Origin of the sequence: Janthinobacterium aestuarii (assembly GCF_046113285.1) — a bacterium.
Lineage (GTDB): Bacteria > Pseudomonadota > Gammaproteobacteria > Burkholderiales > Burkholderiaceae_D > Janthinobacterium.
The window spans coordinates 153,694-167,516 of record NZ_CP142524.1; the positions used below are offsets into that span (position 1 = coordinate 153,694).

Annotated in this window: 1 protein-coding gene; it reads left to right on the plus strand. The window is 69.0% G+C overall.

Annotated features, from left to right (window positions below; all coding sequences use genetic code 11):
• Window positions 1–141: 141 nt before the first annotated feature.
• Window positions 142–13,779, plus strand: coding sequence for a filamentous hemagglutinin family protein (locus tag OX462_RS00715; protein WP_409027562.1), 13,638 nt, complete (start codon window positions 142–144; stop codon window positions 13,777–13,779).
• The last annotated feature ends 44 nt before the right edge of the window (window positions 13,780–13,823 follow it).

Consider the following 13,823-nt stretch of genomic DNA (forward strand, 5'->3'; position numbering starts at 1 on the left):
GATGACCTTTTGCAGTCCCGGACCTTGTTCCCTGTCAATGCTGCTGGAAGCCGCGAATCAGTGCCTGCCGCCCGCCCCGTGCGTGGTGCGCGCCGCCTCGCGATATCGGTCAGCAACGGAACATGAAAAGGGAATGTCGCCATGCAGCGAAGCAAGTCGGTCACGAAACACGCATCCTCCTCCGCCATGGCGGGCAACCGGACCGGTCTCCCGGTGCGTCTGAAACCGCTGGCGCTGGCCATCGCCATGCTGCTGCAGGCGGGCGGCGCGCAGGCGCAGCAGCCATTCAGCGGCGCCTGGTTCGCGGGCAAGGGTGCGCAGCAGGGCACGGCCGCCACCACGGGGCGCCTGCCGAATGGCCAGCCGGCTACCTCGCTGAACAATCCCCTGCTGCAGCAGCAAAAGGCCGAAGGCAAGCTGCAGCAATCGCTGAATAACCTGTTGCTGGCCGCGCGCGGCATCGCCGCCGAGCAGGCGGTGCAGGCGGCCGCGCGCCAGGCGGCGCTGGCGGCGGGCGGCGCGCCCGATGGCCTGGTCAAGGGCGGCTTGCAGGTCGACACGAACAGCCTGACGGCCGGCTGGCTCAATGCCCAGGGCCCCGTGCAGACCCAGGCCGACGGCAAGACCGTCGTGAAAGTCGTGCAGACGGATGACAAGGCGATACTGAACTGGGAAAGTTTTAACGTCGGCAAGAACACCAGCTTGCAATTCGACCAGAAATCGAACTGGTCCGTATTGAACCGGGTCAATGATCCGCTGGCGCGCCCCAGCCAGATCCAGGGCCAGATCAAGGCCGACGGCACGGTGATGATCGTCAACCGCAACGGCATCGTGTTTACGGGCAGCAGCCAGGTCGATACGCGCAACCTGGCGGCGGCCGCCATGGGCATGAGCGACAGCCAGTTCAAGAGCGGCCTGTACGGCAAGGCGCAGGGCACGGGCGCCGTACCGACCTTCGCGAATGACTTGCTGCTGGGCCAGAATACCTCAACGCATGGCAAGGCCGAGGCGGACGTCGTCGTCGCCGCCGGCGCGCGCATCGACACGCGCAAGCCGCAGACGGTGACGGAAGGCGGCGGCTACGTGCTGCTGGCCGGCCGCAGCGTCGACAACGCGGGTGCCATCACCACGCCGAATGGCCAGACCACCCTGGCCGCCGGCGACGCCATCATCGTGCGCCCGGGCCAGGGCACGGACAAGAACCAGTACTCGAGCACGCGCGGCAATGAAGTCGAGATGCTGCGCGTGGCGGACAGCAAGGCGGGCAGCGTCGTCAACAATGGGCTGATCCAGGCGGCCGGCGGCGACATCACGCTGAGCGGCAACACGCTGCGCCAGGATGGCGTGCTGCTGTCGAGCACCAGCGTCAACGGACGCGGCAGCATCCACCTGGCGGCGGCGGGCGAGAATGCCGGCGTCACCCTGGCGCGCGGCAGCGTCAGCGCCATTGTCATCGACGACAACGGCGCCACGGCGCTCGACGTGCAGCGCGATACCTTGCTGAAGGACACGGGCAAGGGCACGGACACGCCGCAGGACCGGCGCGACCAGTCGCTGGTGCGCATCGTCTCCGCTGGCAATGTCGAGTTCGAAGGCGATTCGCTGACCCTGGCCACGGGCGGCCAGGTGCTGGTCGACGCGGCCCGCCGCAGCCACGTGGCGCGCGACGCCGCCATCGACGTCTCGGGCGCCGTCGGCGTGAAGGTCGACATGAGCAGCAACAATGTGCTGATCAACGTGCAAGGCAACGAACAGCGCGACGCACCGGGCAGCCGCGACGCGAAATACCTGAACAACAGCGACGTGTGGGTTGACCGCCGCGACCTGGTGCTGGTGCCGGCCGGCACGAATGGCTACGCCACGGACCGCTGGTACACGGCCGGCGGCTTGCTGGAAGTGAGCGGCTACCTGAACACCAGCGGCCACGGCATCGGCGAATGGGCGGCCCAGGGCGGCACCGTCGGCTTTGGCGGCGGCGAAGTGGTGACGCAGGCCGGTTCGCGCATCAACATCGCCGGCGGCTCGCTCGACGTGCAGACGGGCATGGTCAAGCAGACGTGGCTGAAGGGCGCCGATGGCGCGATGTACAAGCTGAGCACGGCGCCCGGCGACAATTTGTACACGGGCCTGTACCGCGGCTATGAAAGCACGCATGCGCGCTGGGGCGCGAACACGACGGAAACGTACGCGAATGCCCTGATCGGCCCGCGCGAACGCCTGGAAAACGGCTATACGGTGGGCCGCGACGCGGGCCGCCTGATCGTGTCCACGGGCGCCGCCGTGCTCGAAGGCGATATCGACACCTCCGTCTTCCAGGGCGAGCGCCAGCAGCGCAAGCGCGATGACGGCATGGACAGCTACAAGCAGGCGCAGACGGCGGCGGCGCGTGCCGGTCAATTGATCGTTGGCAAAATGACGCCCGTCTTCGATCCGAAGGCGGGCCAGCTGCGCGACAGCCCGCAAGCCGTGCTGGAAAAGGTGCAAATCAGCAAGGTGGCGGGCATCGCCGATGGCCAGCTGCTGGGCGAAGCCTTGCCGGCCGCGCGCAGCAAGACCTTGCAGCTCGATGCGGACTGGCTCAACGGGCTGGAATTGGGTGCCCTGAATATCTACGCCTACGACAAGCTCGACGTCAATGCCGACGTGCGCGTGGCCGATGGCGGCGACATCGCCCTGCACGCCACCGACGTGGCCATCAAGGCGAATGTCAGCGCGCGCGGCGGCAGCATCGCCGCCGGCGACATCGTTTCGCGCTACCTGGCGGGGGCGGGCGACGTATGGGCTGAAGGCAAGCTGGTGCCGGACAACCGTCCCACGGGAACGGCCGGTGTGCGCGTGGCGCCCGGCGTGCGCCTCGATGCGCGCGGCCTGTGGAGCAACCTGGAACTCGACCCGGGCGCGGTCGCCGGTTTGCCGTATGTGAATGGCGGCAAGGTTACCCTGAAGAGCTCCGGCGGCATCGACCTGACGGGCGGCAGCGTCATCGACGTCTCGTCCGGCGCCGCCCTGATGGGCAATGGCAGCCTGCAGGGCGGGCGGGGCGGCGACATCACCCTGGCCGTCGACCTGCCGACGGAGAAAGCGCCGACGGGCGCCATGCTCAAGCTCGACGGCGAATTGCGCGGCCATGGCGTGAAGGGCGGCGGACGCCTGGTGATCGACAGCGGCGCGGCCGTCAGCATCGGCGGCAAGCTGCAGGGCGGCGACGTGCTGGCGGCGGGGACCGGCGCTGCGCCAGGCCTGCGCCTGGCCGATGAATTCCTGATCGCCCAGGGCGAGAAGATCCCCTTCGATCTTGCGCTCAGCACCAGCCTGATCAAGCCGGGCCAGGTTTTGAGCAAATCCGTGACGGCGGACGTGTCGGTGCAGAAACCGCTGGTGCTGGGAGCCGACCTGCTGGTGCCGTCAGGCGCCTATGTCGTCATCGCCGGCGGCACGTCTGTCTACCAGGGTTCCATCGTTCGCGCCGGCAGCGTGCTGACAGCCGTCAACAACCTGCCGGTCGGTTTCATGGTCTCGGCGGCGGTCTTTCCGAACGGCTTGCCGATCCCGCCGGTGACGACGCAGTATGCGGCCGGCAGCATCGCCACCGACGACCTGCGCGCGCCGCGCGGCATGCTGCTGCCGGCCGGCACGGTGCTGGGGCGCGACGTGACCGTCAAGCCGCTGCTGGCGCTGGACGCCAGCCTGTTCCAGAGCGGCTTTGCCGACTATGCCGTCACGGGCCGCGATGGCGTGGTGGTGGTCAAGGACGCGCACATCGACGTCACCATGCCCGTGCTGCGCTTTAATCCCGCCACCGGCCACACGGTGGCAGGCGGCACCGACCCGGGCGCCGCGCTGGAAGTGTGGACGCCGCCGCTGTACCAGGAGGATGCGCGCAAGGCCCGCTTGACGCAGCGTACCGGCGCCGACCTGTCGCTGACGGCCGGCAGCTCCTACGTGAAGGGCGCCCTGGCGGTGCAGGAAGGCGCCGCCATCAAGGTCGATCCGGGCCGCCAGATCAGCCTGACGGGCAATGATCAGATCACCATCGACGGCCGCCTCGACGCCTGGGGCGGCAAGATCGCCGTCCTGCCGGGCACGTTTGGCACGGGCAATGAGGTGGATGTGCCGAACGGCAAGGGACAAGCCACCTCGATCTGGATCGGTGACAAGGCCGTGCTCGACGTGGCCGGCCGCGCCACGGTCGCCACCGACATGCGCGGCGGGCGCTATGGCCGTGCCGACCAGGGCGGCAGCATCGAAATCGGCGCCCGCTACAAGGCCGATGCGGCCAGCGTCGACGCGGCCGATGCCTTTGTCGTCGTGCGTCCGGGCGCGCTGCTCGACGCCAGCGGCGCGCACGCCACGCTGGACTTGCCGCAGCAGGGCACCGTCAACGTGGCCGGCAACGGCGGTTTGATCTCGCTCAGTTCGTATAACGGCATCTTCGCCGACGGCACCCTGCGCGCGGCGGCCGGCGGCGCCGGGGCGGCCGGCGGCACCCTGGCGCTGGCGCTGGACACGCCCAATTATGGCAAGGTCAACCGCTACACCTTGCAAGGCGACAACGTGGACAACGCGGTGCGCGTGCCGCGCGAAATGCAGCTGGCGCAGGTGCAGGGCGAGAGCGCCTTGCCCGACGACTTGCGCGCCGGCCAGCAGGATGCGGCGCTGCGCTACGGCAGCGCGCGCCTGGGCGCCGACCGCGTGCAGGCCGGCGGCTTCGACAACCTGGCCCTGCACGTGAACGGCATGCTCAGCTTTGACGGCGACATCAATCTGTCGCTGGGCCAGAGCCTGCGCCTGAGCGCCTCCTCGCTGGGGCTGGCGCAGCAGCCTGTGCCCGATGGCGAGGACAAGGCGGGCAGCCTCGCCAGCCAGGTGCGCCTGGCGGCGCCGTATGTGCGCCTGGGGACGGCCGCGCGTGCGCAGAAGGATGACTACATCGTGCCCAATGCCGTGAAAGGCTCGAAGAACCTGGGCAAGGGACGCGGCATGCTGGGCGTGCCGCTGGTGGCCGAGGATTCCTTGCTGCAGATCGATGCGGGCATGCTCGACATCGCGGGCGAGGTCAACATGGGCACGCGCGGCACCATCGCGCAGAGCAGCGGCGCCGACCTGGTGGTCGAACGCGACGCCTTCGAGCAGCTGACCCTGAGCAGCCGCGGCGACATGCGCCTGTCGAACAGCGCCGCCCTGTACCAGCCCGGCAATGCCACCCTGGTCGCCGCGCAGATCTACCCGGCCACGGGCGACAGCGGCATGGTCACGGTGGGCCAGAAGAGCGGCATCGACGAGTATGGCAATATCCGCGTCACGCTCGATCCCCTGCGCACGCTCAATATCGGGCGCAGCGGCGACGGCGCCACGCCGAACCAGCCGTTCTCCGTGTTCGGCACCCTGAGCCTGGTTGCGCCCACCATCAACCAGCATGGCGTGCTGCGCGCGCCGCTGGGCCAGATCAACCTGGGCGCCGAAGGCTTTGAAGCCAATACGGGCCGCGTCAATCTGTTGCCTGGCAGCCTGACCTCGGTCAGCGCGAAAGGCTTGACGATGCCCTACGGCGGCACGCTCGATGGCTTGAGCTACCTGTATGACGGCAACGATGTCGTCTTCAAGGGCGTGGGCAACGGCCCGGAGATCGCCTTGACGGGCGCCGCCATCGACGTGCAGCAAGGCGCCGTGCTCGACATGTCGGGCGGCGGCACCTTGACGGGCGCGGCCTTCCTGGCCGGACGCGGCGGTTCCACCGACGCGCGCCTCAATCCGCTGGTACAGATGAAGCCGAATGGCGGTTTTACCTTGCCCGGCCTGAACACCAACCCCGTGTACGCCATCCTTCCCGGCGTGCAGCCGGACGTGGCGCCTTTGACGGCCGAGCAAGGCGCGGGCAAGCCCGCCGTGGGACGTCAGATCACTATCGGCGCGGGCGTGCCCGGCCTGGCGGCCGGCACCTACACCCTGCTGCCCTCGAATTTCGCCCTGCTGCCTGGTGCGTTCCGCGTGGAACTGAATGGCCTGGCCGGCGCCGTCGAGGCGGGCGGCACGGTGGCCATGCGCAATGGCTCGTATGCGACGGCGGCGCAGACGGGCGTGGCCGGCACGGCGATCCGCGACGTGGTGGCGCGCCAGGCCATCCTCACGCCGGCCGACGTGCTGCGCACCTATTCCCAATACAACGAGACGGGCTATGCCGCCTTCGCAGTGGCGCAGGCTACGCGCGACGGCGTGCCGCGCGCCGCGCTGGAGCGCGATGCCAAGGGCGTGCGCGTGCAGCTGATCGCCCCGTCCGTGCACAGCGTCAAGGACAACCATACGCCGTTGATAATGGATGGCAGCGCCCTGTACGCGCCGGCCGAGGGCGGCTTCGGCGGCTCCCTGCTGCTGGGCACGGGCAATCATGCGTCGACGCGCTACGAGGTGCTGGCCGACGGCACGGCGCCGCTGGCCGATTTCAATGGCGTCTCCGTGCATGCGTCACAGATCAATGCCTTCGGCGCCCAGCGCGTGGGCATCGGCGGCTTGCCGCGCGTGACCTACAGCGACTTTGGCACGGGCAGCAACCAGCGCGCCAATATTGCCGCCATCAAGGAATCGGCGGGCGGCATCGTGCTGCGCGACGGCGCCGTGCTGAAGGCGGCCGAAGTGTTTCTGGTGACGGCGAGAAAAGACGACGGCATCATCCTGGAGCAGGGTTCCGGCATCAATACGCTGGGCCGCGGCAAGGCGGCCTGGGATTCCCGCGACGGCTATGTGTACGAACCGATGGGCAGCGTGCTGGCCGTTTCGAACGGCTGGCTGGACATGCTGCCGGCCGCGCCGCCGTCGTCCGAATCGTATGGTCCCGGCATCATCGATATCGGCGCGTGTGCGAAGGCGGGCGGCGCCTGCGGCGGCAGCACCTCGCTGTATTCCGAGGGCACCATCGCCGCCGTGACGGAGCGCGCGTTTACCCTGCGCGACAACGTGCGCTACGGCACGCGCAACCTGGTGCTGGCGATGGGGTCGATCAATGTCGGCAGCGAGGCGTCGCTGGCCGACGCCAGCGCGCGCGGCGCCTTGCCGGACGGCCTGGCGCTGAACCAGGGCGTGCTCGACCGCCTGCTGCGCGGCGACACCAGCACGGGCGCACCGGCGCTGGAAAACCTGGGTTTGACGGCGCGCAATTCCTTCAATTTCTATGATTCGTCGCAGCTGTCGACCATCGATGCGGCCACGGGCAAGTCGTCGCTGTCGCGCCTGGTGCTCAACACGCCTGCCATCTACGGCTATGGCGGCACCGACGCGCTGGCGCGCATCCATACGGACACCCTCGTGTGGCAGGGCGCGACGAATGCGCCCGGCGCCGTCGTCGCCAATGGCCCCGGCACGGGCAGCGGCCGCCTGCAGGTCGACGCCAGGCGCATCGAATTCGGCTTCACGCCGGACAGCCGTCCCGACACCATCCACAAGCTGGACCGTCTGGTGCTGGGCTTCGGCCAGGTGGCACTGAATGCCAGCGAACAGCTGACGGCCAACAACAAGGGCAGCCTGTCCGTCTACCAGTCGCAAAGCGCGTGGGATACGGCCACCAATGGCTACCGCTACAGCGGCGGCGATTTGCTGATCAACACGCCGCTGTTGACGGGCGCGGCCGGCTCCGTCAACCGCATCACGGCGGGCGGCGCCGTCAAGGTGAGCACACCGGCCGGTGCCGCCGCCGCCACGCCGACGAATGCGGCGCTGGCCGGTGCCCTGGGCGCCGAAGTGGCCCTCAGCGGCAACAGCGTCAGCGTGGATACGGCGGTGATCTTGCCGAGCGGAAAATTGACCCTGTCGGCCGAGCGCGATGTATTGCTGGGTGACAAGGCCAAGCTGGACCTGGCTGGCCGCAAGATCGATTTCTACGACACCAGCAAGTACAGCTGGGGCGGCGACGTGATCCTCGACAGCCGCGAGGGCGATGTGCGTCAGGCGGCCGCTTCCGTGATCGACGTGTCGGCCGTGAACAACCGCGCCGGCAAGCTCAGCGTAATCGCCACGGGCGAGGCGGCCGGCACGGCCGACTTGCGCGGCAGCCTGCTGGGCGGCGCCAGCGGCAGCTATGACGCGGGCGGCACTCAGGTAGCCTACGCGGCGGGCGGCCTGGAGCTGCGCGCCCAGCATGTCGGCGATTTCGCCGGCCTGAACCAGCGCCTGAACACGGGCAAGGTATTCGGCAGCCGCGGCTTCCAGCTCAAACAGGGCAATCTGGCCATCGGCGACGAGCTCAAGGCGCGCGAAGTGAGCGTCTCCGTCGATGGCGGCAGCCTGACGGTGAACGGCCGCATCGACGCCAGCGGCGAACAGGTGGGCAGCATCCGCCTGGCCGGCCGCGACGGCGTGACCATCCAATCCGGCGCCGTGCTCGATGCGCACGGCACGGTGCTGCGCACGGACAGCTATGGCCAGGTGATCGAGGCGCCGAACCGCGCCGTGATCGAACTGGCCGCGCCTGGCGGCCGCCTGACCCTGGAAAACGGCGCGCGTTTCGACCTGCGCAGCGGTGACAAGGGCGGCAACTACGGCAGCATCGACCTGAACGCGCGCCGCCTGGGCGGCGCCACGGGCGACGACATCGACATCGACGCGGCCGGCGCGCTGAACATCGCCGGCGCGCGCACGATCAACGTCAATGCCTTCTGGCAATACAAGGATGCGCCAGCGGGCACGGGCAAGGATGCGGACGGCCGCAGCTACCAGGGCATCAACCAGGCTTACCTGAACGAGAAACACGGGGACAGCCAGGCCTTCATGGCCAATGCGCTGGCGAACGGCAACTTGATGAACAACAAGCTGCGCGGCTTGCGCGGCGACGCCAATGCTTTCCATTTGCGCCCTGGCGTCGAGATCGTCAGCGCCACGCCGGGCGGCGACCTGCATATCGATGGCGACATCGACCTGTCCGGCCACCGCTACGACGGCGTCAATCCGCTGGCGCGCCTGAGCGGCGTGTACGGCTCTGGCGAGGCCGGTGCGCTGGTGCTGCGCGCCGGCGGCAAGCTCAGCGTCTTTGGCAGCATCACCGATGGTTTCGATACCAGCGTCCTGCCCGTCACGATCGATGACAAGGGCTGGCAACTGGTGAAAGGCCGGCTGCCGTGGGGCGGCGAGGTCGTCGTGCCACAAGCGGGCCTGGTGACCCTGGCCGAAAACACCTATTTCAAATCGGGCACGAGCGTCAATTTCGCCGTGCCGATGAAAGCCATGGAGTTGCGCAGCGGTACCTTGCTGGCGGCGCGCGCCACCTTGACGGCGGAGCTGAACTTGCCTGCAGGCAGCGTGCTGGGCGGCGCCGTGCGCAATGCCGACGGCAGCGTGCTGTACGCGGCCGGCACGGTCTTGCCGAAGGCGCTGACCTTATCGAGCGGCATGCAGCTCGATGCCGGCCTGCGCCTGCCTGGCGCGGCCAAGGTGGCGGCCATGGTGTGGCCGGCGAACGTGGCCCTGCCTTTCCCGGAAGGCCGGCCGTGGGACGTGGCCGATGGCACGAATGCCGTCAATGGCGTGGTGCTGGCCTCGGCGCTGGCGCTGGACAAGGGCAGCGTGCTGCCCGCCGGCACCGTGGTCAGGCTGCCGGGCGACGTCACCATGGTGTCGCTGCGCAGCGCGGATGGCAGCGGAAGCCAGGGCCGCAACCTGGCGCTGGCGCCCATGCTGGCCCAGGGTTCGCAAGCGTGGTCGCTGCGCCTGGTGGGTGGCGCCGATACGGCGGCGGCCGACACGCGCGCGTTGAAGCCGCATGCGAAGGACGCCCATCTGATGCTGGCCGATGCGCATTACGGCTTGGGCGCGGTGACTTCCATCGTGCCGGGCACGGGTTCGCCGGCCAAATATATCTACAGCGAAGCGGCCATCGCCGAGGGCTACCCACCGGGCGCCGTCAATATCGAAGACTTTGGCAACGAGGAAATCATGCTGGAGTACTTTGCGCACTTGGTGATCAAGGTGGAGGAGGGCACGCCCCCCGTTGAGGTGATCAGCGTGGAGCCGGCGCGCCAGCCCCTGTTCAGCGTGCTGCGCACGGGCACGGGCGACCTCGATTTGCTCGCCGCGGGCGACTTCGACATGCGTTCGCTGTATGGCGTCTACACGGCGGGCACGCAGTCGGCCTCGCCGCTGGTCAATGGCAAGGATCTGTTCAACCTGCCGCGCGGCCTGAACGCCAAGGGCCAGCTGCTCGGTGCGCTGGGCACGGACTTTACGCCGTTTGTCGATGGCGGCAGCCAGAGCCTGTACCGCGCCTGGTATCCCGAGCACGGCGGCAATCTGCTGCTGCGCGCCCAGGGCGACGTCAAGGGCGATACGCTGGGCACCTCCACGCAACGCCGCGAGGATGCCATCGGCTGGCTGCGCGCGCAGCAGGACACCAGCGACATCGGCACCTGGCTGTGGCGCCAGGGCAGCGGCAGCACGGGGGGCGGCGTGCCGACGGCATGGTGGATCAATTTCGGCACCTATGTCGCGCGTCCCGAAGGCGTCGACCTGTTCTCGGGCTTGCCGGGGCTGTCGGGCTTTACGGGCATCGGCACCCTGGGCGGCGGCAATCTGCTGCTGCAGGCGGGCGGCGACGCCGGCATGCTGGCCTCGCGCGCCGATCCGGGCGGCGAGTTCGCGCCGCGCAGCCAGGGCCTGAACGTGGCCGTGGGCAGCACGGGCAGGGTGACGCCGGACGGCAAGCTGCTGCTGACGGGCGGCGGCGACCTCGATATCCGCATCGGCGGCGGGCTGAACCCCGTGGCCGAGGTGCGCAGCTTCGACCGCAACGGCGACTTCGCGAATGCCGATACGCGCTTCGAGCGCCAGTACCCCACGCTCAACAGCACCTTCACCAACCTGCGCGGCGCGCTGCGCCTGGAGGCGGGCGCCGTGGGCGGCATCGAATTGCGCTTCGACCGCGCCGATCCGACGGAATCGCGGCCGTACGAAACCTACACGGCGGGCACGGCGATCGCCAGCGGCGGGCCCATCCTGGTGCCGGGCGACAGCGGCGTGCGCATTGATGCGCGCGGCGACGTGGTGCTGGGCGGCGTGGCCGATGCGGGCCGCGTGAAGCAACTGGGCTATGGTTCGCCGTTCAGCTACCAGGGCGTGGAGCGCACGGGCGAAGGCTGGAGCTGGTTCTCGCTGTGGACGCCGGCCACGGCCATCGACCTGTTCAGCGCGGGCGGCAACCTGACGCCCACCTCGTCCTGGATCAATGCGATGGCCGGCGACAACCACGCGCCGACGGACGGGCGCTTCGTCATGCCGTCCGTGCTGCGCGCCGTGGCCGCCAGCGGCAGCTTGTACTACGGCAATGCCAGCCTGGGCAGGCTGGGTGATGGCGGCAAGGTGGACATGCCGCAAAACGGCGTGATCCTGGCGCCGTCGCCAGTGGCGCCGCAATTTGTCAGGACGGGCACGGGGCAGCTGGAAATGCTGGCCGCCGACTCCATCCATGCGGCCGGTTATCCGATCACGCCATCGGGCGCCGACCCGCGCCTGCTGCCGAATCCATTCAATCCGGGCTTCGTCGGCGCACTGGACAAGGTCTGGTTCGGCCTGCTGCCGCTGCATAACGTCAGCGCCGATGCGCTGGCGCCGGGGCCATTGAAATGGTTTGGTACGACGTCGAATGGCGCCAGCGATGCCAATCAGCAAGTGTATCCGCTGTTCAGCATGACGCCGCCGACGGTTTCCGACTATGTGCCGGCAGGCCAGATGCCTGCGCACTTCTATGCCAACAACGGCGACATCGTCGGCCTGCGCACGGGCGGCATCGTGTACCGGGCGAAGCTGAAGGGCGAAACGGGCCCGCTGGGCCTGTGGTACGAGGGCGGCGGCGCCGTGGCCGTGCGCGCCGGACGCGACATCGTCAACTCCGGCACGCCGCTGGGAACGGTCGAGAGCGTGCCGGACGGCGCGGCGGGATGGACCGGCCAGCCCTTTGCCAACAGTCCCGAGCTGCCGGAAAAGCCGGTCGTCTTCGGCAGCTCGTCGGCGCGCGGCAATCTGTTCGTGCACCGCCATGCCGATGACGTTTCCGTCGTCAGCGCCGGGCGCGACATCCGCTACAGCACCTTCTATGTGGCGGGGCCGGGCCAGCTCAATGTGAGCGCCGGGCGCGACCTGTACATGGCCGACAAGGCGGAATTGCGCAGCCTCGGCTCCATCGTCAATGTCGGCCAGGACAAGCGCGGCGATGGCGCCGGCATCAGCGTGGCCGCCGGCGTGGGCCGCAACGGTCCCGACTATGCGGCCTTCGCGGCGCGCTACCTGGACCCGGCCAAGCTGGCCGACCCAAGCAAGCCGCTGGCCGACCAGGCCGGCAGCGCCGTGTATGTCTACGGCGGCAAGCTGACCCTGGCCGACTGGCTGCGCGGCCAGTTTGCCTACAGCGGCGACGAGGCGGGCGCTGCCGCCTTCCTCGGCACGAAGCAGGCCGAGCTGGAGAAAGCCGGCCAGCAGACGGGCGGCGTGCGGCGCGACCTGGCGCGCGAATACGCGCAGGTCAGCCAGCTGCACCTGGTGAACTGGCTGACGACGCGCTTTGGCGGCGACAGCGGCCTGGGCATCCGCTACGACCCGGCCACCGATGCGCGCAGCTTCTTTGCCGCCTTGCCGAAGGAACAGCAGCAGGTGTACCTGAGCAATGTCTACTTTGCCGAGCTGAAGGCGGCCGGACGCGAGTACAACGATGCGGACGGCGCGCGCCGCGGCAGCTATCTGCGCGGCCGCGAAGCCATCGCCACCCTCTTCCCGGCGCAGGACAAGGCGGGCAAGAAGATCGAGTACCAGGGCGATCTGACGATGTTCAGCAGCGCGCTGTACACCGTCAGCGGATATGGCGGCGTGTTCACCAAGCGTCCCGTCGCGGGCGTGCGCTACCTGAGCCCGCAGGAATGGGCCGAGGCGGGCCGTCCCGACTACAACGTGCCTTACGTGACCGTCAATGATGCCGGCATCCACACGGATTTCGGCGGCGACATCGGCATCACGGTGCCGGGCGGCCGCGCGCTGATCGGCGTCGACGGCGGCTATGCGCCGGGCGAAGGCTCGGGCGTGCTGACGCAGGGAAAGGGCGACATCCAGATGTATGCGAAAGACAGCATCCTGCTGGGCCAGAGCCGCATCTTTACTACCTTCGGCGGCAACATCCTGGCCTGGTCGGCCACGGGCGACATCAACGCGGGCCGCGGCACCAAGTCCACCGTCGTCTACACGCCGCAGCGCCGCGCGTACGACAGCATCGGCCTCGTCAGCCTGTCGCCGAGCACGCCGACGACGGGCGCCGGCATCGCCACGCTCAATCCGATCCCGGAGGTGCCGCCCGGCGACATCGACCTGATCGCCCCGCTGGGCAGCATCGATGCGGGCGAGGCGGGCATCCGCGTCTCGGGCAACGTCAACCTGGCCGCCCTGCAGGTGGTGAATGCGGAAAACATCCAGGTGCAGGGCAAGTCCACGGGCGTGCCAACCGTCGCCTCGGTGAACGTGGGAGCACTGAGCAATGCCAGCGCGGCCGCGACACAGGCCGTGACGGCGGCGCAGGACGTGCTGCAGCGCGAACGGGCCGCCACGCGCCAGGCGCAGCCATCGTTGTTCACCGTGAAAGTGTTGGGTTTTGGCAACGAGCAGGCGGATGAGGGCGGCACCGGCAAGCAGCAGGGCGGCGAGCCGCACGCGTCCAGCTACCAGCCGGCCGGCGTGGTGCAGGTGCTGGGCGCGGGACCGTTGACGGCGCCGCAGCTGCAGGCGCTCACGCCGAACGAGCGGCGCGGACTGCAACCGTGAGTTTTATGAACATTTGATGACATTCGGCAGTCGCCGCGCGCGGC

Excerpts from the sequence above, each read along its gene's own strand:
- OX462_RS00715 (WP_409027562.1), top strand. The coding sequence starts at position 142 with ATGCAGCGAAGCAAGTCGGTCACGAAACACGCATCCTCCTCCGCCATG.